Source organism: Aliihoeflea sp. 2WW, assembly GCF_000497755.1.
Classification (GTDB): Bacteria; Pseudomonadota; Alphaproteobacteria; order Rhizobiales; family Rhizobiaceae; genus Aliihoeflea.
Window position 1 is genome coordinate 85533 of sequence record NZ_AYOD01000001.1, and the last position, 24062, is coordinate 109594.

At 64.9% G+C, this 24062-nt stretch carries 18 protein-coding genes; 9 read left to right on the top strand and 9 right to left on the bottom strand.

The window, feature by feature from the left end:
* The first annotated feature begins 69 nt into the window (after positions 1 to 69).
* From gatB to ALII_RS0100420, 4 genes are all read left to right on the top strand, one after another.
* Positions 70 to 1569 (top strand): Asp-tRNA(Asn)/Glu-tRNA(Gln) amidotransferase subunit GatB, encoded by a 1500-nt coding sequence (gene gatB, locus ALII_RS0100405; protein ID WP_024585368.1) that lies wholly within the window; start codon positions 70 to 72, stop codon positions 1567 to 1569.
* Complete coding sequence (locus tag ALII_RS0100410; protein WP_024585369.1) at positions 1569 to 2069, top strand: GNAT family N-acetyltransferase; 501 nt, start codon at positions 1569 to 1571, stop codon at positions 2067 to 2069. Before gatB ends, ALII_RS0100410 begins: the two co-directional genes overlap by 1 nt.
* A 75-nt stretch (positions 2070 to 2144) precedes the next feature.
* On the top strand, positions 2145 to 2543 hold the full coding sequence (locus tag ALII_RS0100415; protein ID WP_024585370.1) for an NADH:ubiquinone oxidoreductase subunit NDUFA12: 399 nt from the start codon (positions 2145 to 2147) through the stop codon (positions 2541 to 2543).
* A gap of 78 nt (positions 2544 to 2621) precedes the next feature.
* Positions 2622 to 3158, top strand: a complete 537-nt coding sequence (locus tag ALII_RS0100420) for a DUF2155 domain-containing protein (protein WP_024585371.1) — start codon at positions 2622 to 2624, stop codon at positions 3156 to 3158.
* Between the two features lie 143 nt (positions 3159 to 3301).
* On the opposite strand, the gene aat is transcribed toward ALII_RS0100420, so the two are convergent.
* From aat to ALII_RS0100450, 6 genes are all read right to left on the bottom strand, one after another.
* Positions 3302 to 3916: a leucyl/phenylalanyl-tRNA--protein transferase gene (gene aat / locus ALII_RS0100425; RefSeq protein ID WP_024585372.1), complete on the bottom strand. Its 615-nt coding sequence runs from the start codon at positions 3914 to 3916 to the stop codon at positions 3302 to 3304.
* A gap of 12 nt (positions 3917 to 3928) precedes the next feature.
* Positions 3929 to 5272, bottom strand: a complete 1344-nt coding sequence (gene accC, locus ALII_RS0100430) for an acetyl-CoA carboxylase biotin carboxylase subunit (RefSeq protein ID WP_024585373.1) — start codon at positions 5270 to 5272, stop codon at positions 3929 to 3931.
* An 8-nt stretch (positions 5273 to 5280) separates the two neighbouring features.
* Positions 5281 to 5754: an acetyl-CoA carboxylase biotin carboxyl carrier protein gene (gene accB, locus ALII_RS0100435; protein WP_024585374.1), complete on the bottom strand. Its 474-nt coding sequence runs from the start codon at positions 5752 to 5754 to the stop codon at positions 5281 to 5283.
* Between the two features lie 31 nt (positions 5755 to 5785).
* The gene (gene aroQ / locus ALII_RS0100440) at positions 5786 to 6220 is read right to left on the bottom strand and encodes a type II 3-dehydroquinate dehydratase (protein WP_024585375.1); all 435 of its coding nucleotides are present in this window, start codon (positions 6218 to 6220) and stop codon (positions 5786 to 5788) included.
* A 124-nt stretch (positions 6221 to 6344) separates the two neighbouring features.
* Positions 6345 to 7145 carry a DsbA family protein gene (locus ALII_RS0100445; RefSeq protein ID WP_024585376.1) on the bottom strand — a complete coding sequence of 267 codons (801 nt, stop codon included), beginning with the start codon at positions 7143 to 7145 and terminating at the stop codon, positions 6345 to 6347.
* 22 nt (positions 7146 to 7167) lie between these two features.
* Positions 7168 to 8541: a M48 family metalloprotease gene (locus tag ALII_RS0100450; RefSeq protein ID WP_029660051.1), complete on the bottom strand. Its 1374-nt coding sequence runs from the start codon at positions 8539 to 8541 to the stop codon at positions 7168 to 7170.
* 194 nt (positions 8542 to 8735) lie between these two features.
* On the opposite strand from ALII_RS0100450, the gene ALII_RS0100455 reads away from it, so the two are divergent.
* Positions 8736 to 9836 carry an aminotransferase class I/II-fold pyridoxal phosphate-dependent enzyme gene (locus tag ALII_RS0100455; protein WP_051375743.1) on the top strand — a complete coding sequence of 367 codons (1101 nt, stop codon included), beginning with the start codon at positions 8736 to 8738 and terminating at the stop codon, positions 9834 to 9836.
* 39 nt (positions 9837 to 9875) lie between these two features.
* Here the strand turns inward: ALII_RS0100455 and ALII_RS0100460 are convergent, their stop codons facing one another.
* Positions 9876 to 12689, bottom strand: coding sequence for a ribonuclease E/G (locus ALII_RS0100460; protein WP_024585379.1), 2814 nt, complete (start codon positions 12687 to 12689; stop codon positions 9876 to 9878).
* A 589-nt stretch (positions 12690 to 13278) separates the two neighbouring features.
* Between ALII_RS0100460 and ALII_RS0100465 the strand changes: the two genes are divergently transcribed.
* The 3 genes from ALII_RS0100465 (at position 13279) to prfB (ending at position 18358) form a co-directional block, all read left to right on the top strand.
* Positions 13279 to 14493 carry an N-acetylmuramoyl-L-alanine amidase gene (locus ALII_RS0100465; RefSeq protein ID WP_029660053.1) on the top strand — a complete coding sequence of 405 codons (1215 nt, stop codon included), beginning with the start codon at positions 13279 to 13281 and terminating at the stop codon, positions 14491 to 14493.
* A 182-nt stretch (positions 14494 to 14675) separates the two neighbouring features.
* A complete protein-coding gene (locus ALII_RS0100470) occupies positions 14676 to 17126 on the top strand; it encodes a penicillin-binding protein 1A (protein ID WP_024585381.1) in 2451 nt (816 codons plus the stop codon).
* A gap of 100 nt (positions 17127 to 17226) precedes the next feature.
* A protein-coding gene (prfB, locus tag ALII_RS0100480; RefSeq protein ID WP_152529492.1) for a peptide chain release factor 2 occupies positions 17227 to 18358 on the top strand; the annotation gives its coding sequence in 2 pieces (ribosomal slippage) (positions 17227 to 17292 and positions 17294 to 18358; 1131 coding nt in all).
* Positions 18359 to 18539: 181 nt separating this feature from the next.
* Here the strand turns inward: prfB and ALII_RS0100485 are convergent.
* Together ALII_RS0100485 and ALII_RS0100495 are read right to left on the bottom strand one after the other, a co-directional pair.
* Positions 18540 to 19856, bottom strand: a complete 1317-nt coding sequence (locus ALII_RS0100485) for a M23 family metallopeptidase (RefSeq protein ID WP_024585383.1) — start codon at positions 19854 to 19856, stop codon at positions 18540 to 18542.
* 283 nt (positions 19857 to 20139) lie between these two features.
* On the bottom strand, positions 20140 to 20607 hold the full coding sequence (locus ALII_RS0100495) for a peroxiredoxin (protein ID WP_024585384.1): 468 nt from the start codon (positions 20605 to 20607) through the stop codon (positions 20140 to 20142).
* 98 nt (positions 20608 to 20705) lie between these two features.
* Here ALII_RS0100495 and ALII_RS0100500 point away from each other — a divergent pair, with 98 nt between their 5' ends.
* Positions 20706 to 24062 carry a DUF3971 domain-containing protein gene (locus ALII_RS0100500; protein WP_024585385.1) on the top strand — a complete coding sequence of 1119 codons (3357 nt, stop codon included), beginning with the start codon at positions 20706 to 20708 and terminating at the stop codon, positions 24060 to 24062.

The window sequence follows — 24062 nt, forward strand, 5'->3', positions numbered from 1 at the left end:
CTTGCCTCGCGGGCGCGATTGGTCTAGCCAACCGGAACACTTCCGACCATCGCGAACGCCAGGCAGACGATGACGCTCATTGATACCCGCACGCTCGATCCCAAGCGCCTTGTTTCCGGGGCGACCGGCGATTGGGAAATCATCATCGGCATGGAAATCCACGCGCAGGTTTCGTCGCAGTCGAAGCTCTTTTCAGGCGCGTCGACCACGTTCGGTGCGGCGCCGAATTCCAATGTCAGCCTCGTCGATGCGGCGATGCCGGGCATGCTCCCGGTCATCAACGAGGAATGCGTCAAGCAGGCGATCCGCACCGGGCTCGGCCTCAAGGCGCAGATCAACCACCGCTCGGTGTTCGACCGGAAGAACTATTTCTACCCGGACCTGCCGCAGGGCTACCAGATTTCCCAGTTCAAGCAGCCAATCGTCGGCGAGGGGATCGTCTTCGTCTCGGTCGGGCCGGACAAAAAGGGCGAGTTCGAGGAGATCGAGGTCGGCATCGAACGGCTGCATCTCGAGCAGGACGCCGGCAAGTCGCTGCACGACCAGCATCCGACCATGTCCTATGTGGACTTGAACCGTTCCGGTGTCGCGCTGATGGAGATCGTGTCCAAGCCGGACATCCGCTCGGCCGACGAGGCCAAGGCCTATGTGACCAAGCTGCGCACCATCATGCGCTATCTAGGCACCTGTGACGGCAACATGGACGAAGGTTCGCTGCGCGCCGACGTCAACGTCTCGGTGCGCCGTCCGGGCGAGCCGTTCGGCACGCGCTGCGAGATCAAGAACGTCAATTCGATCCGCTTCATCGGCCAGGCGATCGAATCCGAAGCGCGACGCCAGATCGCTATTCTGGAGGATGGCGGCTCGATCGACCAGGAAACGCGGCTGTTCGACCCCTCCAAGGGCGAAACGCGCTCGATGCGCTCCAAGGAAGAGGCGCATGATTACCGCTATTTCCCCGATCCGGACCTTTTGCCGCTCGAATTCGATCAGGCTTATGTCGATGCGCTCGCCGCACATCTGCCCGAACTGCCGGACGACAAGCGCGCGCGGTTGATCGAGAGCCTCGGCCTTTCCGTCTACGACGCGTCGATCCTCGTCTCGGACAAGGCGATCGCCGACTACTACGAAAAGGTCGCCGAGGGGCGTGACGGCAAGGCAGCGGCCAACTGGGTCATCAACGACCTCCTCGGTGCCTTGAACAAGGCCGGCAAGGACATCGCCGAATCGCCTGTCTCGCCGGACCAGCTCGGCGGGATCATCGAACTGATCAAGGAAGGCACGATTTCCGGCAAGATCGCCAAGGACCTCTTCGAGATCGTCTGGACCGAGGGCGGCGATCCGCGCCAGCTCGTCGAGACGCGCGGCATGAAGCAGGTGACCGATACGGGCGCCATCGAAAAGGCCGTGGACGACGTCATCGCCGCCAACCCCGACAAGGTCGAGCAGGCGCGCGCCAAGCCGACAATGGCCGGCTGGTTCGTCGGCCAGGTGATGAAGGCGACCGGCGGCAAGGCCAACCCGCAGGCGGTCAACGACCTCATCAAGGCGCGTCTGGGGATCGAATAGTGTTCGTCCGGACCGTCTCGAAGCGCGACTTGAAGGCGGTCCAGGCGCTCCTTGCCGAAACGTGGCACGCCACCTACGACTCGATTTATGGCGAGGCGCGCGTCAACGAGATCATCGCCGAATGGCATTCGATGGCGGCGCTCGAGGCGCAGCTTGAATCCCCGCTGTCGGAGTTCCTCGTCGCCGATGACGGCACGCAGATCGGCGGGGTCGTCTATGCGACGGCGATCGACGAAGGCAAGACCGTGATGCTGCATCAGCTCTACGTCCGCCCGGACAGCCAGGGCCGCGGCATTGGCGGGTTGCTGCTCGACGAGATCGAGGGCTGCTTTCCCGACGCGGACAAGGTGCGGCTCGAAGTCGAGGAAGCCAATGCGAAGGCGGTCACTTTCTATCTGGCGCAGGGTTTCGCCAAGGTCGGGCAGACGCCAAGTTGCGGGCGGCCCGATTCGGGCATCCCCGCCGATATCTATGAACGCCCGATCATGTGGGCGGACTGAGCCCTTGTCATCGATTGCCCGGAACGCCATAAGGCGGGGAAGATTGGGCACCCAGTTGCGGATGTGCGAATGTCTATGAAAACCTTCTTCACGCAGTTCTTCACCTGGTGGAACGGCCAGACGCTGGGCACGCGCTTTCATACCTGGCGGCACGGCAGGCCGGTGGGCGAGGACGAGTTCGGCAATCTCTATTACGAGGGCGGCGTCGACACCGAGGGGCGTACGCGCCGCTGGGTGATTTACAAGGACTATGCGGAAGCCAGCATGATTCCGCCCGGCTGGCATGGCTGGATGCATCACCGCGTCGACACGCCGCCGAAGGACGACAACTACCAGCCGCGCGAGTGGCAGAAGCCGCATCTGCCCAACCTGACGGGCACGAGCTTCGCCTACCGACCGAAGGGCTCGGTCGCCACGCACGAGCAGCGGCCGCGCGTGACCGGCGACTACGACGCCTGGACGCCCGGCAACTGATCGGGGCGCAACAATCGTCTCGCCACAATCGACGGCTAGGCCAAGTCGGGTCACGACTCAGCTAACAGGGCTTCAAGGATGACATCGAGACTGGCAGGCGCAATCGCGGGACTCGTCTTCGCAACCGGGCTTGCCGCTCCGGGCAATTCGTTCGCGCAGGACCTCCAGTTCGACCTGCCGCCGGACGACGAGTTCATCTACGAGGAAGCGCCTGCGGAGGGCGGCTCTTTCGAGGAACTGCCGATGGAAGAGGCGCCGACCGAGGTGCCGATCCAGCGCGTGACCAATCCGGTCGCCGAGTTTGCCGGCATCGACAAGATCACCGGACGCATCATCTCCTTCGACGTCTATGTGGACGAGACCGTCCAGTTCGGCGCGCTGCAGGTGACGCCGCGGATCTGCTACTCCTCCGGGGAGGGCCAGGAACCGCGTACGGACAGTTTCGTCGAGGTGGACGAGATCACGCTCGACCGCAAGATCCGGCGCATCTTCTCCGGCTGGATGTTTGCCGAAAGCCCCGGTCTCAACGCCGTCGAGCATGCCGTCTATGACGTCTGGCTGAAGGCGTGCAAGCAGCAGTCGGACGTGCCGGCGCCTGAATCGGCCGAAGGCTGACAGGGTGTGTCGATATTCAGGCCTGAGCGGCCTGCAAATGTCAGCTTTCTGCGCTTCCGGTGCTCATGTACCAAATGTACATTCCGCTCCGGTTCTCGAAATCTGCCATTTTCGGCACGCCCAGACCTGAATCTCAACACACCCTAAAACGTCGCCGGCTCTCCATCGAGCGCCTTTTCCAGCATCGTCTCGTATTTGCGTCGCGGCACGTCGACCGCGCCGAAGCGCTTGAGGTGCTCGGTGGTGAACTGCGTGTCGAGGAGGTCGAAACCCTTGTCGCGCAGGCGTTCGACGAGGGCGACGAGGCAGACCTTCGAGGCATCGCGTTCGACGCTGAACATGCTCTCGCCGAAGAACACGCGTCCGAGCGTCACGCCATAAAGGCCGCCCACCAACTCGCCATCCTTCCACGCTTCGACCGTATGGCAATGGCCGATGGCGAAAAGGCGCGCATAGGCGGCGCGGATCGGCAGGTTGATCCAGGTGTTGGGACGGCCGGGGCGTGCCGCGCCGCAGCCGGTTATGACGGCCTCGAAATCGGTATCGAACCGGATTTCGAACGGCGCGCGGCGAACGGTCTTTGCGAGGCTGCGGGGGATGTGGAAATCGTCGAGCGGCAGGATGCCGCGCATTTCCGGCCGGACCCAGAAGATTTCCGGATCGCCGGCATTTTCCGCCATGGGGAACACTCCTGCCGCGTAGGCACGCAGCAGGAGATCGGTCGGGATCGTGAAACCGGGAGCAAAGGGCCGGCTCATCCTAAGGCGCCCTCAGGGCTTTTGGGCCAGGTACTTTTCGAGCCAGTGGATGTCGTAGTCGCCATTGGCGATGTCCGGATTGCCGACGAGGTCGCGGAAGAGCGGCAGCGTGGTGTTGATGCCGTCGACGACGAACTCGTCCAGCGCGCGGCGTAGGCGCATCATGCACTCGACGCGGTTGCGGCCGTGGACGATGAGCTTGCCGATCAGGCTGTCGTAATAGGGCGGGATCTTGTAGCCCGAATAGACCGCCGAATCGACGCGCACGCCGAGGCCGCCCGGCGTGTGGAACGTCGTCACCGTGCCGGGCGAGGGCACGAAGGTGCGCGCGTCCTCGGCATTGATGCGGCACTCGATCGCGTGGCCGTTGAAGCGGATGTCGTCCTGCGTGACCGACAGGCCGCTGCCCGAAGCGACGCGGATCTGCTCGTGAACGAGATCGATACCGGTGATCGCCTCGGTCACCGGATGCTCGACCTGCAGGCGTGTGTTCATCTCGATGAAGTAGAACTTGCCATTCTCGTACAAGAACTCGATCGTACCGGCGCCGGAATAGCCCAGGTCGGCCACAGCCTTGGCGCAGGTATCGCCGATCTTGGAGCGCTCTTCGCCGTTCAGCGCGGGCGACGTCGCCTCCTCCCAGACCTTCTGGTGACGGCGCTGCAAAGAACAATCGCGTTCGCCCAAGTGCACCGCATTACCGCGTCCGTCGCCCAGAATCTGCACTTCGATATGGCGCGGCTTTTCGAGATACTTCTCGATATAGACCGCATCGTCGCCGAAGGCTGCGGCCGCCTCGGTGCGTGCCGTGTCGAGCGCCACGCTAAGCTCGGTCTCGTCGCGCGCAACCTTCATGCCGCGACCACCGCCGCCGGCAGATGCCTTGATGATGACGGGATAGCCGATGTCGGCGGCGATGCGCTTGGCTTCGCCCTCGTCCGTGACGCCACCTTCGGAGCCGGGAACGACCGGGATGCCGAGACGCTTGGCGGTGCGCTTGGCCTCGATCTTGTCGCCCATCACGCGGATATGGTCGCCCGAGGGGCCGATGAAGGTAATGTTGTGGGCGGCGAGGATGTCGGCGAACTTGGCGTTCTCCGACAGGAAGCCGTAGCCGGGGTGGATCGCGTCCGCGCCGGTGATCTCGCAGGCGGCGACGATCTGGTGGATGTTCAGATAGGAATCGCGCGAGGGCGGCGGGCCGATGCACACGCTCTCGTCGGCGAGGCGCACATGCATGGCATTGGCGTCAGCCGTCGAATGGACGGCGACCGTCTGGATGCCGAGCTCTTTGGCCGCGCGAAGGATGCGGAGCGCGATTTCGCCGCGATTGGCGATGAGGATCTTCTGAAACATGGTCGCTCCTATTCGATCACGACCAGCGGCTCTCCGAATTCGACCGGCTGCGCGTCCTCGCACAGGATCGCGGTGATCTTGCCGGACCGGGGCGCGGGAATCTGGTTCATCGTCTTCATCGCCTCGATGATGAGGAGCGTCTGCCCTTCCTTGATTGCCTGGCCAACCTCGATGAAGGGACGTGCGCCGGGCGCCGGCGACAGGTATGCGGTGCCGACCATCGGCGAGGGGACCGCATTGCGGGTCGGATCGGCGGCACCGGGTGCGGCGGGGCGATCCTCGGTGGCGGCGGGGGCAGGATGATGGGCCGGCGCGGCGGCCGGAACCGGTGCATAGGCATGGACCGGGGCGGCCGCATGGCGCGACACGCGAATGCGCAGGTCCTCCTGCTCGACCTCGATCTCAGACAGGTTTGTCTCGTTCAAGATTCCCGCCAGTTCGCGGATCAGTTGCTGGTCTACGCCGGCTTTCTTGGTCGACATTGATTTCGCCCTTTTTCTTGGTTTTCTCCGGTCAAAGCCGGGCGGCAAGTGCCTGGATGGCCAAGGTGTAGCCGATCGGGCCGAAGCCGCAGATCATGCCGGTTGCGACCGGCGCCACCATGGTCTTGTGACGGAATTCCTCGCGCGCGTGGATATTGGACAGGTGAACCTCGACGATCGGCATCGACAGGAGCCGCAGCGCGTCGTGCATGGCGATCGAGGTATGGCCGTATCCGGCGGGATTGATGATCAGACCTGCGGCGAGGTCCGGTGCCTGTTGGATCCAGGTCACCAGATCGCCTTCGAGGTTGGACTGGCGGAAGTCGAGCCCGTATCCCAGTCTCTCAGCCTCGACCCGGCAATCGTTCTCGATATCGGCCAGCGTCTTCGACCCGTAGATGCCGGGCTCGCGCTTGCCGAGCATGTTGAGATTGGGGCCGTTGAGGATCAGGATGTTTTTGGGCATTCAGACGTTTCCACGCGGCGCGCTTGGTGCGCGACGCACCCTCTATAGTCGCCTTGTTCCGCAACGCAAAGGCTGCGGGGTGCAAGGACACCTTCAACAGGCGACAAACATGTCGAAAACTTGATTAGGACGGGTTTTCGGCCCGAACCTGCTCGATTTTCTCGGCGAGAACTTCCTGGCCCATCGCTCCGAACACGACCTCGTCGCCCACCACATAGGACGGCGTGCCGGTGATCGAAAGCTGTTCTGCAAGCGCATAGGTCGCCTGGAAGGCGGCGATGATGTCGGGGTTCTGCATCTCCTGGCGTAGCGCGGCCTCGTCTGCGCCGTGCGAGACGGCGGCGAGGATCGCCTCGTCCTCGGTCACGCGGGCCTCACCGGCGAGGAGGTCGCGATGGAAGGCGCCGTAATTTTCCGGCCAAAGGTTGTGGAACGCCATGGAGACGACATGCGCGCGCTGCGAATCCGGCCCGAGGATCGGAAATTCCTTCAGGACGAAGCGCAGGTCCGGGTTGCTCTCGACCAGGGCTTCCATGTCCTGCAACGCCCGTTTGCAGTAGCCGCAATTGTAGTCGAAGAACTCGACGATGGTGACGTCGCCCTCGGGATTGCCGATGATGCCGTCATAGGAGGCATTGAAGATCTCGTTCTCGGCCGAACGGATGATTTCCGTCTGGGCGACGCGCTGCGTTTCGGCCTGGCGGGTTTCGAGCGCCTGCTGAACCTCGATCATGATTTCCGGATTGGTGACGAGATAGTCGCGCACGATCGCCTCGACGGCGGCGCGGTCCGGCGCTGCCGATGCCGCCGCGGCAGAGGTGGCCGGGACTGGGGCCGTCGACGACGAGCCGGCGACATAGCCGGCAGCGCCCATTCCAAGGGCGACGACGGCACCAAGCGCGGCGGCGGGGATCAAAGCGTTCATTTCGGTTCCTTCTTGCGGCCGGTCAGTTGGCCGGCCTCTGATTGATGATGTCCTGCGCGCGCACATGGCTCGGTGAGCCCGGCATCAGTCGCGACTGGGCGCGCGCGGCGAACTGGCGCGCCTCGCGGAAATTGCCGCTGTAGTAGTGCCCTTCTGCCGTCGCAAGCTCGGCCTCGGCGATTTCGCCCATCTGGCCATAGGCCTGGGCGAGATAGCGATAGGCGGTGACATATTCCGGCGCGCGCGCCAGGCCTTGCGTCAACGCGTCGACGGCGCGGCCTGCCGCATCCGGCCCGCCGGCGGCGAGCAGTGCCTGGCCGAGACCGAACTGCATGAAGCCGGAGTTCGAACTGTCGAGCCTTGCCGCACGCTCGAATGCGGTGACGGCGTCCTGCGGCCGGTTGGCGCGGATCAGGACTTCACCCCGCAATTCGTGAAAATACGGATTGTTCGGCTCGGCCGCGACCAGCGCGTCGACCTTTTGCAGGGCCGCCGCGGGCGACCCGGACAGATAGGTCACGATGGCGTCGCCGTAGCGCGCAGGCATGCCTTGCGTATCGCGGAAAAGCCGCGAGGTGGCGGACTGGCCCTGCGTATGCGCGGCGATCTTGGCGCGCATCATGTCATGACGCCTTTGCAGGGCAGGCGGGTCTTCGCGGTTGTAGTATTGGCTGGCCTGCGCCAGTTCCTGAACATTCTGGATGCGCTCGCGCGGCAGGGGATGGCTGATCTGGTAGGGATCGATCTGGCGGCCCGTCAGGGCGAGGCCGCTCGCCATGCGCTCGAAGGTGCGCACCATGCCGCGGGCCGATTGGCCCGTCTTTTCAAGATAGGTGATGGCGGAGCGGTCGGCGGTGATCTCTTCGGTGCGCTGGTAGCTCAACAGGCCGCGCCGCGCGACCTCGCCGCCACCCATCGCAAGGCCGGCGCCTGCCTGCGCGAGACCACCGGTGCCGCTCGCAGCGCCGCCGACGGCCGCGCCGATGCCGATCAGACCCGCGACGATGGCCATCGTCTGTGCAGCCGCGAGCTGATCGCGCAACCGCTGCTGATGGCCGCCGGCGATGTGACCAGCCTCATGCGCGATGACGCCGATGATCTCGTTGGGGGTCTCGGACTGCAGCAGGGCGCCGGTGTTGATGAACATGCGCCGGCCGGCGACGAAGGCGTTGAAAGCGGGATCGTTGACCAGAATAATTTCGATATTGGACCGCGAGAGGCCAGCGGCTTCCAGGATGGGCCGCGCATAGTCCCGCACAAGTGCCTCGATTTCGGCGTCGCGGACGACGGGTACGCTGCGCTGCGCATGCGCCGAAGACATGGGTGCGAAAGCGAGCTGAGCGGCGACAAGGCCGGTCAGTAGGGACTTGAAGACGCGCCTGGCGGACAGAAACATGACGATTCCCTGGACGAACGTGTCTATCCCTAGTCGAGCCGGGCGGCGATGAAAAGCACGGACCCGCGAGGCTCGTGGACTTGTGATCCCCATACCAATCGGGCATTTGTGCGACCCCTGACCGTCCGCCGGAGTTGCCAGCCTTGTCGCCAATCCTCGTTTCCCGCCGTTCCGAAGTCGAGCCGTTCCATGCCATGGACGTGCTGGCGCGTGCCAATGCGTTGCGCGCGGCCGGGCGAAGCGTCGTGTCGCTCGCGGTCGGCCAGCCTTCCGACCCCGCGCCGCGGATCGTTCGCGAGGCCGCTGCCCGGGCGCTTGCGGATGGTGCGATCGGCTATACGGACGCGCTCGGACGGGCGGAATTGCGGCAGGCCATTTGCGGACACTACCGCGACCATTATGGGCTCGACGTGCCGGCGGATCGCGTGGTGGTGACGACCGGGTCCTCGGCCGGCTTCAACCTCGCCTTCCTTGCCATGTTCGATCCGGGCGACAAGGTGGCGATCACCGTTCCGGGCTATCCGGCCTATCGCAACATCATGAAGGCGCTTGGGATCGAGGTCGTCGAAATCGACCTCGAAGGCGCCGCCTGGCTGACGGCCGAAGCACTGGAGCGGGTGCATCGCGAGGAAGTGCTCAAGGGCCTGCTCTTCGCCAGCCCGGCCAACCCGACCGGCGCGGTGATCCCGGTCGACGAACTCAAGGCGCTCGTCGAAGCCGCCAAGCAAATGGGCATCCGCACTATCTCGGACGAGATCTACCACCGGCTCTGCTACACGGCCGACGACGTCACCGCGCTCGCCTTCGACGACGACGTGACCGTCATCAATTCGTTCTCCAAATATTACTGCATGACCGGCTGGCGGATCGGGTGGATGATTGCCCCGCAGCGGCTCGTGCGCGCCATCGAGCGCATTCAGCAGAGCCTCTACATCTCGGCGCCGGACCTCTCGCAGATCGCAGCCGCACGAGCTTTCGATGCGACGAGCGAGCTGGAAGCCGTGCGCGAGCGCTATCTCGCCAACCGCGCCATGTTCGCCGACGCGCTGCCGAAACTCGGCTTCGCCTTCGCGGCGCCGATGGATGGCGCGTTCTACGCCTATTGCGACATGACGCGGCATTCCAACGACAGCATGGCGTTCGCGGCGAAGATGCTGGACGAGGCGGGGGTCGCCGCAACTCCGGGGCGCGATTTCGATCCGTTCGAAGGCAACCGCTACATGCGGTTTTCATATGCCGGCAGCAATGACGACATCGCCGAGGCGATCCGCCGCCTGACCGGCTGGCTGGGATAAGAAAAAAGCCGGCGAGATCGCCGGCTTTTTGATTCGGTCCTAGAAGAACCCTTTTCGCTGCCACCAGCCTTGCCGGCGCGGCTTGTCTTCGGTCGTCTCCGCTTCGCTCTGAGGCGTCAGCGACTGGACGACGGGGGCAACCGGCGCGGCTGGCTTGACCGGCTCGGGTGCCGCCACCGGCTCGGCAGCTTCGGCTGCGATTTCGGCCGTGGCGACGTCCTGGTCGGCAGCGACTTCCTCGACGACCTTCTTGCGGCGCGGCGCGCGCTTCTTCGGCGCGGGCTTCTCGTCGGCGTCGAGCGCGGCGGCTGCCGTCTCGGTCGCGGCCGTTTCGGAAACGGTCTCTTCCGTCGCGGCCTTGGCGCGGCTCTTGCGCGGGGCGCGGGCCTTTTTCGGCTTCGGTGCTTCTTCCGCCGCTTCCGTTTCCTCCGGAGCGACCGCGTCGGCAACAGGCTCGGCGGCTTCGACTGCCGTCATCGCCTCGCTGTCGACATCGTCCGAAGCATCGGCTTCGCCTGCCTCGGCCGGCGTCGCATCGGCGGCGACCTCACCGTCCTCGCGGCGATTGCGGCGTCCGCCGCGCTTGCCGCGACGTCGCTTCTTGCGGTTCGCCTCGCTGTCGTCGTCCTGCGCAGGGTCGCCGGCTGCTGCCGTCGCGTCTGCGGCCTCTTCGTCCCCGAGGTCGGCTGCTGCCGCTTCGACATGGCCTGCTTCGCCGTTCGTCTCGCGGTCACGCCCGCGACGGCGCCGGCGGCGACGCTTCTTGCGGTCGCGATTGCCGTCTTCGTCCGACGTGGCATGTGCGGTTTCGCGTGCTGCCGCGGGCTGCGGCTTAGCTACGATCTCGCCGTCCTCGATTTCGTCGTCCTCGTCGGCAAGGGCAGCGGCTGCTGCGGCCGCCGCTTCGTCCTTGGCAGCTTCCGCCTCGTCGTCCACCGTTGGTGCTGCGGCCGGCAGGGTCGGGGCCTTGTAGCCTTCGGGGCGCTCGATCTGGGCGCCGCGTGCGATGACATAATGCTGCGAGCCGACTTCCTCGTCCGCCTCGATCGTGATCGTCAGGTCGAAGCGGCGTTCGAGATCGGCGAGCGTGGCGCGCTTGTGGTTGAGCACGTAGAGCGCGGTCGAGGCCGGCGTGCGCACCGTGATGTGGCAGCGCGAATCCTTGAGGAGATATTCCTCGATCGCGCGGACAACGAGAAGCGCGACCGACGATTCGGAGCGCACATGGCCGGTGCCGCCGCAATGCGGGCAGGGCTGCATGGTGGAATCGAGCACCGAGGCGCGAATGCGCTGGCGCGACATTTCCAGAAGGCCGAAATGCGAGATGCGGCCGACCTGGATGCGCGCGCGGTCGTTCTTGAGGCAATCCTTGAGCCTCTTCTCGACGGCCCGGTTGTTCCGGTTCTCTTCCATGTCGATGAAGTCGATGACGATCAGGCCGGCAAGATCGCGCAGGCGCAATTGCCGCGCGACTTCCTCGGCCGCTTCCAAGTTTGTCTGGAGCGCGGTGTCCTCGATAGAGTGCTCACGGGTCGAACGGCCCGAATTGACGTCGATCGCGACCAGCGCCTCGGTCTGGTTGATGATGACATAGCCGCCGGACTTCAGCGTCACCTGCGGCTGGACCATCTTGTCGAGCTGCGCCTCGATGCCGTTGCGCGCGAAGATCGGCACGGAATCGCGGTAGGGCTGGACCATCTTGGCATGGCTGGGCATCAGCATGCGCATGAAGTCCTTGGCCTCGCGGTAACCTTCCTCGCCCGCGACCATGATCTGGTCGATGTCCTTGTTGTAGAGGTCGCGGATCGAGCGCTTGATGAGCGAGCCTTCCTCGTAGACGAGGGCGGGGGCGGTCGACTGCAGCGTCAGGCCGCGCACGTTTTCCCACATGCGCATCAGATATTCGTAGTCGCGCTTGATCTCGGCCTTGGTGCGGCTCTCGCCGGCGGTGCGCAGGATGACGCCCATGCCGTCCGGCACGTTCAGATCCTCGACGACGGACTTAAGGCGCTTGCGGTCGGCGGCGTTGGTGATCTTGCGCGAGATGCCGCCGCCACGGGCGGTGTTCGGCATCAGCACCGAATAGCGGCCGGCGAGCGACAGGTAGGTGGTGAGCGCCGCGCCCTTGTTGCCGCGCTCTTCCTTGACGACCTGGACGAGCAGGATCTGCCGGCGCTTGATGACTTCCTGGATCTTGTAGTGCTTGCGGACGGGACGGCGGCGCGCTGCCGCTTCCTCGATCGCGTCTTCGGCGCCCACCGATTCGATCTGTTCGTCATCGCCATTGCCGTCGTCGCCGTGGCGGGCCGGGCGGTGATCGTCCTCATCGCTTTCCGCGGCGGGCGCATCTTCGGAGACCACATCGGCAGCGACGCTTTCGGCCATCGCGTGGCCGGCCTCGTCTTCGCCGGACGCCTCGTCCTGCGCGGCGGTGTCCTCGTCGCCGTCCTGCGCCTCGCCGGAGGTCTTCTGCCCGGCACGATCGCGGCTCTTGCCCGAACGGCGACGGCGGCGATTACGGCCGTTGCCGTCCTCGTCCTCTTCGTCCTCATCCGAGTGAGCGGCGGCTTCGGCTTCGGCGCGCAAAAGCGCCTGCCGGTCGGCGACCGGGATCTGGTAATAGTCGGGGTGGATTTCGGAGAAGGCGAGGAAGCCGTGGCGGTTGCCGCCATATTCGACGAACGCCGCCTGCAACGAAGGCTCGACGCGCGTTACGCGCGCCAGATAAATATTGCCTTTGAGCTGCTTCTTGTCCTGGGATTCGAAATCGAACTCTTCAATGCGGTTGCCGCGAACGACGACGACCCGCGTCTCCTCCTGGTGGGAGGCATCGATAAGCATTTTGTTGGGCATGTTGCAAAGTCTCCCCGGCACGCACCGCCCGAGGGGAGGTCGTGTTAGCGCCGCGCCGCGGAGGCGGGAATGGCATGCCGGATAAAAGGGGGAGCCGGGGCCGCTGGCGCGACACGAGAGGCTGGCCGCCCGCTGCCGTTAAGGCGCGGTCAAATGCGGTCGAGAGCCTGATTGTGTCGGAAGCCATGCTACAGCCTGCGGATCCTTTCTGAACCAAGGCCCGGCGGTCGCCGGACCAGCTGCGATTTGCTCGGGTAACGAGCCGGCACGGGATCATCCCAGCCGTTTTCCAAACGGCACGGGGTTGAGCCGACATGCCGAAGAATTCTGTTCGGACAGATGCACCGCATCAGGAGAGGAAGGAATAACTCCGCCGCTTGCGCGTCTGCGCAACCTTCTGCGGACATCGCAAATGTCCTGCCATGCTTTTATGATTTGACGGCTTCCAAGGCAACCCTGATTTCCGAAACTTATTTCCGCCCACGCTAATGCAGTTCGGGCGGCGGGAAAAAGGATTGGTTAACCACGTCGGGCTACCACTCAAGGCATCCCTGTCGCCAAGCGACCGCGTCGAAGCAGGACGGGCGAAATGATGCCGCAAGAGCACTCCAGAGCCGAAACACACCGATCCGGCAGCCTTTTGCTGGCGGTCGTGACCGCCTTGTTCGTGATGCTCTCGGCTCTGCACGCGCAGGCCGCCGATCCGCTTCGCGTCGAGGGGCTGCGCGTCGTCGGCGACGCATCCCGGGCGCGCATCGTCATCGACGTCTCGGCAAGCCCGGACATGCGCTGGTTCCTGGTGCGCGCGCCGCATCGGCTGGTCCTCGAATTCGCCGACGTCGAGTACCGGCATGAAGACGAGCCGGTGAAACCACGCGGCCTGGTGAGCGACATCGCCTTCGGGCCCGCAGGCGATGGCAGGTCGCGGCTCGTTCTGACAGGCGAGGGGGCCTTCATCGTCGAGAATGTCGAGATCATGAAGAACGAGGACGCGGCCGGGCATCGGGTCGTCATCGATCTCGTCGCGGGTTCGGATCGCCAGTTCGAGGCGGCGCTGGCAGAGCAGATCGCCACGACTGCGGGCACGGAAGGTGCCGGACTACCAGTGGAACGGCGCTTCACGGTGGTGGTCGACCCGGGACATGGCGGTGCGGACAGCGGCGCCAAGGGCGTCAGCGGCATTTATGAGAAGACGATCACGCTCGCCTTCGGGCTGGAACTGAAAAAGGCGCTGGAGGATACCGGCCGCTACGAGGTTCATCTGACGCGTGACCGCGATCGGTTCCTGCGGCTCGACGAGCGCGTGAAGATCGCGCGCCGGCACGAGGCGGACCTTTTCATCTCCATCCATGCCGATGCGATCCGTCATCGCGACGTGCGCGGGGCGACCGTCTACACCGTGTCCGATTCGCCCTCCGACGCCGAATCGGCTGCCAAGGCCGTCCGCGAGAACCTTGCCGACCAGATCGCCGGCTATGCCGCGCAGGATGCGGGCGACGAGGTGTCGGACATCCTGGCCGACCTCGTCCGCCGCGAGACGGACGGATTTTCGCTTCGCTTCGCAAAGGCGCTCGTCGGGCAGTTGTCGGATGAGATCGGCATGATCAAGAACCCGCACCGCTTCGCGGGCTTCCAAGTCCTCAAGGCGCCGGACGTGCCGTCGGTTCTGGTGGAACTCGGCTATCTTTCGAATGCGCGCGACGAGGAGCAGTTGCGCGACGTCGAATGGCGGGCGCAGGCGTCGGCCGGCATCGTTGCGGCGATCGGCCTGTTCGCCGACGCCAAGCTCGGCGCCGCCGAGTGAGCACTCGCGCGATCGTGGCTTGACGGCAACAGGCGGTCAATTAATCCTCCAAAGCAACGAGCACTTGCAAAGCGCCGCAATTTGCCCACAAGCGCACGACAGGTACGATGCGATGCGAAGCGGCCGACGGGCAGGCACCGATCCTGCTGCGCCGCCTCTTCGAACGACAGACTGGAGCGGGCATGATTCGTCTCATCGGGTATTTCTTCGGCATCGGTGTGATGCTTGCGCTGGTGGTTGCCGCCGGCGTGGCGTTCTACATCGGCACGATCTCCAAGGATCTGCCGGATTACGAAGTGCTGGCGCGCTACGAGCCGCCGGTGACGACCCGCGTCCACGCGTCCGACGGCGCGCTGATGGCCGAATTCGCGCGCGAGCGGCGGCTCTACCTCCCGGTCCAGGCCATTCCCGACCGCGTGAAGGCCGCGTTTCTCTCGGCCGAAGACAAGAATTTCTACCAGCATCCGGGCATCGATATTCTGAGCCTGTTCCGCGCCGTGGCGACGAACGTCCAGAACATCGGCTCGGGCAGGCGTCCGGTCGGTGCATCGACGATCACGCAGCAGGTCGCCAAGAACTTCCTGCTCGATTCGAGCCAGACCTATGATCGCAAGATCCGCGAGATGATCCTGTCGTTCCGGATCGAGCAGGCCTATTCCAAGGATCGCATCCTCGAACTCTACCTCAACGAGATTTTCTTCGGGCTGGGCTCGTACGGCATCGCCGGGGCGGCGCTGACTTATTTCGACAAGTCCGTCAACGAACTGACGATCTCGGAAATGGCCTATCTGGCCGCATTGCCCCGCGGCCCGACCAATTATCATCCCTATCGCCATACCGAGCGCGCGATCGAACGCCGCAACTGGGTCATCGACCAGATGGTGGCGAACGGGTTCGTCGAGTCAGAGGAAGCTGCGCAGGCGAAGGCGGAGCCGCTTGGCGTCAGCCCGCGCCGCGGCGGCACCTATATGGAAGCCGGTGAGTATTTCACCGAGGAAGTACGGCGCGAGATGATCGCCCGCTACGGCGAGAACGCGCTTTATGAGGGCGGGCTGTCGGTTCGCACGACGCTCGACCCGGACATGCAGTTGCAGGCGCGCAAGGCGTTGCAGAACGGCATGATCCGCTACGACACACTGCGGGGCTTCCGCGGCCCGGTCGCCGAGGTCGAACTCGGCGACGACTGGGGCGTGGCGGTCAGCGAAGTTTCGGCACTTGCGGACGTTCCCGAATGGCGCCCGGCGGTGGTTCTCGAGGCGGCTGACGGTTCCGTCTCGGTCGGGCTTCAGCCGCGCCGCCAGGCCTCGGGCGAACTCGTCGAGGATCGCGAGACGGCGACGCTTGCCGTCGCGGATATGGAATGGGCTCTGCGCCACACGGTCGACGGACAGCGCGTGCGCGCGTCGTCGATCGGCGAAGTCCTTCAACCCGGCGACGTCGTCTATGTCGAGGAGAAGGCCGACGGCGGCTATCTTCTGCGCCAGGTTCCCGAGGTTTCGGGCGGCATGGTCGCGATGGACCCGCATACCGGCCGCGTGCTGGCGATGGTCGGCGGCTTCTCCTATGCGCAGTCCGAATTCAACCGCGCGACGCAGGCCATGCGCCAGCCCGGCTCGTCCTTCAAGCCGATCCTCTACGCGGCAGCCCTAGACAATGGCTACACGCCCGCATCCGTCGTCGACGATGCGCCGATCACGATCCGCGTCGGCAACGACGTCTGGGAGCCGAAGAACTATGGCGGCGACTTCGCCGGACCGTCGACGCTTCGCATGGGCATCGAGCGTTCGCGCAACCTGATGACCGTTCGCCTCGCCAACGACATGGGCATGGACATCGTCGCCGAATATGCCGAGCGCTTCGGAGTCTACGACAAGATGCTGCCGGTGCTGGCCATGTCGCTCGGTTCGGGCGAGACGACGGTCATGCGCATGGTTTCGGCCTATGCTGTCATGGCCAATGGCGGTCGCTACATCCAGCCTTCGCTGGTGGACCGCATCCAGGACCGCTACGGCAAGACCGTCTTCAAGCACGACCAGCGCGTGTGCCATGGCTGCAATGCGGCTTCGTGGGAAGAGCAGGCAGAGCCGGAGCTGATCGACGAGCGCGACCAGGTTCTCGATCCGATGACCGCCTACCAGATCACCTCGATGATGGAAGGCGTCGTCCAGCGCGGGACGGCCACGACGCTCGCCGAACTCGGCCATCCGATCGCAGGCAAGACGGGCACGACGAACGATTCGCGCGATGCCTGGTTCGTCGGTTACACGCCGGACCTCGTCGTCGGCCTTTATGTCGGCTACGACCAGCCGCGCACGCTGGGCAACGGCGCGACCGGCGGCGGACTTGCCGCTCCGATCTACAAGGAGTTCATGGCCGAGGTCCTGAAGGACAAGACGCCGGTGGCATTCCGCGTGCCCGAAGGCATGCAGCAGATCGCGATCAACCGCCAGACGGGCATGCGTGCCAATCAGGGTGAGGGCGGCGTCATCATGGAAGCCTTCAAGCCCGGCACCGGTCCCGCCGACAGCTATTGGGTCATCGGCATGGACGGCGCGACGGCCGAGCGTGCGCGCGAAATCTCGCCGCAGGCCAGCGAAGCGCTGATTTCCGGATCGGGCGGCGGCCTCTACTGACGACCTTTGAAGAGTCTGCGCGCCGCCTTTACAGGGCGGCGGGCCATCCCTATGGTCCGCGCCGATTTCCAACCCACACGTGAATGAAAGGCGAGCCACCATGCGCGCCGAGACCGAAAATCTCATCGACGAAATCAAGCAGGGCATAACCCTGCTGAGGAGGCATCTTTGACTGGGATCAGGCCGTAAAGCGACTTGATTACCTGAACAACCGTGCCGAAGATCCCGACCTGTGGAACGATCCGCAGGAGGCGCAGAAGATGATGCGCGAGCGCCAGTCGCTCGAGGACGCCATCACCGCGATCAAGGGCCTGACGCAGTCGCTCGACGACAATATCGGCCTGATCGAGCTTGGCGAGGAAGAGGGCGACCAGGCCATCATCCAGGACGCCGAAGCCGCGATCCGCTCGATGCGCGGCGAGGTGGCCGCGCGCCAGGTCGACACGCTCCTGTCGGGCGAAGCGGACGGCAACGACACCTATCTCGAAGTGCATTCGGGCGCCGGCGGCACCGAGAGCCAGGACTGGGCGTCGATGCTCCTGCGCATGTACACGCGTTGGGCCGAGCGTCGTGGCATGAAGGTCGAAGTGCTCGAACTTCACAATGGCGAAGAAGCGGGCATCAAATCCGCGACGATCCTGATCAAGGGCGAAAAGGCCTATGGCTGGCTGAAGACCGAATCGGGCGTGCACCGTCTCGTGCGCATCTCGCCCTATGATTCCAACGCGCGCCGGCACACCTCCTTCGCCAGCGTCTGGGTCTATCCGGTGATCGACGATTCGATCGAGATCGACGTTTCGGAATCGGATGTCCGCATCGACACCTATCGCGCATCGGGCGCGGGCGGCCAGCACGTCAACACGACGGATTCGGCCGTGCGCATCACCCATATCGCGACCGGCATCGTCGTTGCGTGTCAGCAGGAGCGTTCGCAGCACAAGAACCGCGCGAAGGCGTGGGACATGCTGCGCGCGCGTCTCTACGAAGCGGAACTGAAGAAGCGCGAGGAGGCGGCCAACGCCACCGAGGCCTCGAAGACGGAGATCGGCTGGGGCCACCAGATCCGCTCCTACGTCCTGCAGCCCTATCAGCTCGTGAAGGACCTGCGGACCGGAGTCGAAAGCACGTCGCCGCAGGACGTTCTGGACGGCGACCTCGACGACTTCATGGAGGCGGCGCTTTCGCACAAGATCGAAGGATCGGCCGGCGAAGCGATCGCTGACATCGACTAGGCTGCGTCGATATTCGGGCCTGAGCGGCCTGCAAATGACGGCTTCCTGCGCTTCCGGTGCTCATGGACCAAATGTCCACTCCGCTCCGGTTCTCGAAATCCGTCATTTTCGGCGCGCTCAGACCCGAATCTCACCACATCCATGAAACAAAAAGGCCGGGAAATTCCCGGCCTTTTTCGTATCAAAGCAGGTCGGCGATCTCGTTGCCGGCCTTGAGGAAGCGAAGCGGGTCGGTCGCCTTGCCGTGGCGGCGGATTTCGTAGTGAAGGTGCGGGCCGGTCGAGCGGCCGGTGCTGCCGACGGCGCCGATGGCATCGCCCGTGGCGAGCTTTTCGCCGACCTTGACGTCGATGCGGCTCAGATGCGCGTAGCGCGTCGACCAGCCATTGCCGTGATCGATCTCGATCAGCCGGCCATAGCCGCCGGCCCAGCCGGCGCGAATGACCTTGCCGGCGCCGGTCGACTGGACCGGCGTGCCCGACTTGGCGCGGAAATCGATGCCGGCATGCATGGCCGGACGGCGCAGGAACGGATCGCGACGCACGCCGAAGGAGCTCGACACCGCCTGTCCGGGCGCCGGATTGAAGATCGGGTATTCGCGCGCCGACGCCTTCAGCGTTTCGAGCTGACCGAGTGCCTCTTCCAATCCGCGCACGCGCTCCTCGAAAAGTGCATCCTCGTCGACGGCGACCAGCGGTCCGCCGATGTCCTGATCGTCGGCGCCGAAATCGGCATCGACCGGCAGACCGGCCTGAACGAGCGCTTCGCGGATCGTGTCCGCGGTCTCGAAGGTTTCGGAGGTCAGCGTCTCGATGCTTCTGAGCTGTTCGGTCTCGATGGCGGCGAGCGAGGCGCCGAGGGAATCGAAGAGGTCCGCCTTTTCCTTGCCGCCCTCTTCCTCGACGACGATCGGCGCGATCGAGGGGGCGGCCTGTTCCGGCTCGTCGGAGGACGACCAGAAGGCGTTGCCGAGTTTTTCGGGCGCCTCGGCGCTGTCCGGCTCGCCGGTCAGTTTCGCGAAGATCGACGCCGTCTTGCCGGGCGTCAGGGTTGCCCGCAGAACGGGACGCGCCTGCGGGACCGGAGCCGTCTCGGGGAGGGCGTCCGCCGAACCCATCGCGCGCTCGATGATCGGGCTGATCTGGCCGTGGCGCTGCGTGATCTGGCTCTGGCGTGCGAGGAGTTCGGCGACCTTGCCCTGTACGAGCTGCTGGTCCAGAAGCTGCCGGCTGGTGATGCGGTCGACTTGCGTGCGCAGGATCGAAATGCGGTCTTCATAGGCCTGCTGCATGCGCGCCTGGCGGGCGGCGGTGGCGCCGACCAGATCGTCGCGCAGTACCAGATAGGATGTCGCCAGGAGATAGCTGATCGCCATGACGCCGAGCGTCGAGCCGAGAAGGCCGACGATCCAGGGCCGCACCGTGAAGTGGCGGATGCGATCGCCGCGGGCGATGATGATCGTATGCGGCTCGCGGCGATTGCCAGAAGATTTCGGCACTGTCCGGTCTCCAAGACTGCAGGGCTGGATATCGGAGCATTACGCCTCATTAGGGTTAATGGCTGGTTCACGCCCGCCCCGAAACGAAAACGGCCCCGCTGAAGCGGAGCCGGATCGCAGTCGGATCAGTCAAACTGGTCGATCAGAAGATCAGAAGCAGGAGGATGATGATCGGGATCGGGATACCGATCAGCCACAGAAGCAAACCCTTGAACATTGCCGTCTCCATTCGTCGCGAGGTGTTGTGGCGATAATTCAGCAAAGGCGAAAATGTTCCTGCAGATCAAAGAGCTTTCGTCGCTTCCAGAACCTCCTGTGCATGGCCGGGAACCTTGACCTTGCGCCAGACGCGGGCGATCCGCCCCTCGCGGTCGATGAGGAAGGTCGAACGGTCGACGCCCATATATTTGCGGCCATACATGCTCTTTTCGGCCCAGACGCCATAGGCTTCGAGGGTCGTCTTGTCTTCGTCGGCCGCCAGAGCGACGGAAAGTTCGTGCTTCGCCTTGAACTTGTCGTGCTTGCGGGCGCTGTCGGGAGACATTCCGATCAGTGCGGCTCCGACCGCATCGAACTCGCTCTTGAGGCGCGTGAAATCGACGGCTTCGGCCGTGCAGCCGCTGGTGTCGTCCTTCGGATAGAAGAAGAGGACCACCGGTCTGCCCTTGAGCGCGGACAGCGAAATCGTCGATCCACCATCGCCGGGCAGAGTGAAATCCGGCGCCATGTCGCCGGTGGCGGGTTCAGACATGATTTGACCTCCATTTTGCGGTTACGGGAGCGGAAAGCGGTGGTTATAGTCTTCGAACTCGATTCGTCCACGACACCGCATTATCGACGGAACGCCGCTTGACCGACCAGCCCGATCGGCCAGAGACGCCTGCGAATGCTCGTGCACTCCTGCGCGGTGCAAAGCCGCGTCGTCGGCCCGGTCGCCGTCGTTCGTTTCCTGCCCGCCTCCTGAGGGGCGCGGCGCTCGGGCTGGGCATTTTTCTTCTCCTCGTCACACTTGTCGCCGGTGCGGTCATGGCCGGTTTCGGCGGCGATCGGCTGCGCCAGGAAGCTCAGGCGGTGCTGACCGACCTTGCCGGCGGCGACGTCGTCGCGACGATCGGGTCGGTGCGGTTGCGGATCGACGCGGACCGGTTCCTGGCGCTGGAGATCGCGGGCGCGGGCCTTTCCGGCGCGGAGACCGGCGACAGTTTCGTCGATGTCGGCCTTTTGCGTTTCGGCATCCGCTTTCTGCCGCTGCTCGAAGGCCGCCTGCAACTCGCCAATGCCAGGCTGAGCGACGCGCGGCTCGTAGCCGACCAGTTGCCCGACCGGGGCGGGCCGGGACCGCTGGCGGGATTGCGCAATTCCGATGGGCTTCTCGATCCCGACCTCGTCACGCCTGCAATCTTCGCGGCGATCCATCGCGTCTTCGACCTCGTCGAGAGCAACGCGGCACGCGACCTCAAACTGCGCAACGTCACCATCGTGCTCGACAGTGCAAGAGGCACCTCGGTTCGCATCGCGGACGCGCAACTCGAGCGGACTGCCGAGGGCGCGCTCGAAATGTCGGGGACGGCGGAGATCGCCGACCGCACCATCATCTTCGAAGGCCGGGTGCTCCGCGACGACGAGCGGACACGGATCGCGATGCTCGACCTCGACCTCGGCTTCGCGCCGGTTGCCGAGGGCACAGATCGGATCGGCCTGGCGCATCGGGTCGGCGGTTTGACGGTCAGCCTGTCCGGCGCGCAGAGCCTCTCGTCGACGGCGGACCGGCTCGACATCGACGCGAGCTTCGACAATGCGGCCATCGATATCGGCCGCGACACCGTGACCATGTCCGGGGCGCTCAAGGCCTATTCCGTCACCGGGGCCGACAAGATCGAGATCGACAGCCTGAGTCTCGTATCGCAGGACACGAACTGGTCCTTCAACGGCGCGGTGGGGCCCAAGCCGCGCGCGGATGGGGAAGCGGCGCGCTATCGGTTCGAACTCGTCTCCGGAAACGCGCGGCTGGCGATACCCGAAAGCGACGACGAGGCGCAGGTCGAAACGCGTATCGCCGGAACGTTCGACCCCTTGAACCGAGTCCTCGATCTGGACGACATCGACCTGCGCAGCGGTGATGGCCGGGTCGCCGGACGCGCACGCATCGATTTCGTGCCCGGCAAGAGCCCCGGCGTGAAGCTTGCGCTCGACGCGCGCACCGTTGGCGTGGACGATGCCAAGGCCGTATGGCCGATTTTCGCCGCGCCGGGCGCGCGCCGCTGGGCTGCCGCCAATGTCGAGGGCGGAACGATCCAGACGGGAACGATCCGGCTTGATACGGAGCCTGGCCAGTTCGGCAACGGCATTCCGTTCACCGATGAGGTTTCGGGCACATTCGCGATTTCCGGCGCGTCGGTCAGAGTTGGCGGCGACCTGCCGCGGCTGCAGGACAGCGTCGGCAATCTGCGCTTCCGTGGCGACAGGCTCGACGTGGCCGTGACATCCATCCGCGCGCAGCTTGCCAGTGGCAAATGGGTGGCCGGCAAGGATGCCGCCTTTTCCATGGACATCACGCGCGGCAAGCCGCTGGTCGGAAATCTCGTCGTCGACATCGATGCCGATGCCGACGCGGCGCTGGAATTCGCCTCTCTGAAGCCGATCGATGCCGGCCGGCACCTCGACTTCGCTCCGGCGGATGTTTCCGGTCACGTTGCGGGCCGGGTGCAGGCGCAGTTTCCGCTCAACGAGGATGGACGCGAGATCCCGGTCGGGTTCGACGTCGAGCTCGACATTGCCGACGTCGCACTGGCGCAGCCTTTCCAGGGCCAGACGGTGAGCGAGGCCTATGGCACGGTGCGCGTGCGCCCGAGCCATGCGCAGATCGATGCGGATGCGAAGCTGAATGGCGTTCCGGCGACGATCGCCATGACGGAGCCGTTCAACGAGACCGTCGAGCGGTCGCGCAAGGTCGATCTGAAGCTCGACGATGCGGCGCGCGACCAGCTTCTGCCGGCCCTTTCCATGCTGCTGTCAGGCAATGCCGAAGTCGGCATCGACCTTTCGAGCGCCGAGCGGCAGTCCGTTACCGCGGACCTTTCCGGTTCGGTGTTGAGCCTGCCGTGGATCGGTTGGTCGAAGGGGGCGGGCATCGCGGCGACGACTGCCTTCCAGATGGAGCGGAACGGCGGCCAGACCTTCCTGCACGGCTTCGGCATCAAGGGCGAAAGCTTCGCTGTGGGCGGGGAGGTGTCGCTCGACGAAGCGGGTCTGACCAAGGCGAGCTTCCCGCAGGTGCGGCTCAATCGCGGCGATGCGTTCAGCGTCGACATCGCCCGGCGCGGACGCGGCTATGGGATCACGGTCAAAGGGGAAACGCTCGATGCGCGCTCGCTGATCAAGGCGTTGCGAGCGACCAGCGAGGCTGCGAGCGGCGGCGGTGGCGACCCGGTGCCGATCCGCCTCGATCTCAACGTGGCCAACGTCACCGGTTTCGGCAACGAGACGCTTCGCGGCGTCGTGATTGCCTATGCGGGGACGGGCGCCACCATCGAAAACCTTTCCGCCACCGCAACCACCGGATCGGGCGCCAAGCTGGAGGTCAATCACGGCATCGGGCAGGGCGGGCGTTATTTGCGCGCCGAAACCGGTGATGCCGGTGCGGTGCTGCGTTTTCTCGATCTCTACGGTCGGATGGAGGGTGGGCGGCTCAATGTCGAACTGCGCGGCGCGGAGGGCGGGTCGCTGGTCGGCCGCGTTGGCGCGCGCGATTTCTGGCTGGTGGACGAGCCGCGTCTCGCCTCGCTCGTCTCGACGCCGTCGGACACGCGGGGGCGTTCGCTCAACGATGTCGTGAAAGGCAGGCTCGACGTCCAGCGCGTCTTCTTCGACCGCGCCTTTTCGGGCATCAGCCAGGGCAAGGGTTATCTGGCGCTGGAGAACGGCGTCATTCGCGGGCCCGATATCGGCTCGACCTTCCAGGGCACCGTCTATGACGGCAGCGGCAACATGTCGATGACGGGCACCTTCATGCCGGCCTATGGGATCAACCGGCTCTTCGCCGAAATCCCGCTGATCGGCCAGATTCTCGGCAATGGCCGTGACCGCGGGCTTATCGGCATTACCTTCAAGCTGGCCGGGCCGACCGACGCGCCGCAGTTGCAGATCAATCCGCTCTCCGCGATCGCGCCGGGTATTTTTCGCTCGGTATTCGAGTTCTCCGAATAG

Coding starts and splice junctions, on each gene's coding strand:
- accB (WP_024585374.1), bottom strand. CDS start 5,754: ATGTCGACCAAGAAAGCCGGCGTAGACCAGCAACTGATCCGCGAACTG.
- ALII_RS0100420 (WP_024585371.1), top strand. CDS start 2,622: ATGACATCGAGACTGGCAGGCGCAATCGCGGGACTCGTCTTCGCAACC.
- ALII_RS0100495 (WP_024585384.1), bottom strand. CDS start 20,607: ATGTCTGAACCCGCCACCGGCGACATGGCGCCGGATTTCACTCTGCCC.
- ALII_RS0100455 (WP_051375743.1), top strand. CDS start 8,736: ATGGACGTGCTGGCGCGTGCCAATGCGTTGCGCGCGGCCGGGCGAAGC.
- ALII_RS0100415 (WP_024585370.1), top strand. CDS start 2,145: ATGAAAACCTTCTTCACGCAGTTCTTCACCTGGTGGAACGGCCAGACG.
- ALII_RS0100450 (WP_029660051.1), bottom strand. CDS start 8,541: ATGTTTCTGTCCGCCAGGCGCGTCTTCAAGTCCCTACTGACCGGCCTT.
- aroQ (WP_024585375.1), bottom strand. CDS start 6,220: ATGCCCAAAAACATCCTGATCCTCAACGGCCCCAATCTCAACATGCTC.
- ALII_RS0100460 (WP_024585379.1), bottom strand. CDS start 12,689: ATGCCCAACAAAATGCTTATCGATGCCTCCCACCAGGAGGAGACGCGG.
- ALII_RS0100445 (WP_024585376.1), bottom strand. CDS start 7,145: ATGAACGCTTTGATCCCCGCCGCCGCGCTTGGTGCCGTCGTCGCCCTT.
- accC (WP_024585373.1), bottom strand. CDS start 5,272: ATGTTTCAGAAGATCCTCATCGCCAATCGCGGCGAAATCGCGCTCCGC.
- ALII_RS0100470 (WP_024585381.1), top strand. CDS start 14,676: ATGATTCGTCTCATCGGGTATTTCTTCGGCATCGGTGTGATGCTTGCG.
- aat (WP_024585372.1), bottom strand. CDS start 3,916: ATGAGCCGGCCCTTTGCTCCCGGTTTCACGATCCCGACCGATCTCCTG.
- gatB (WP_024585368.1), top strand. CDS start 70: ATGACGCTCATTGATACCCGCACGCTCGATCCCAAGCGCCTTGTTTCC.
- ALII_RS0100465 (WP_029660053.1), top strand. CDS start 13,279: ATGATGCCGCAAGAGCACTCCAGAGCCGAAACACACCGATCCGGCAGC.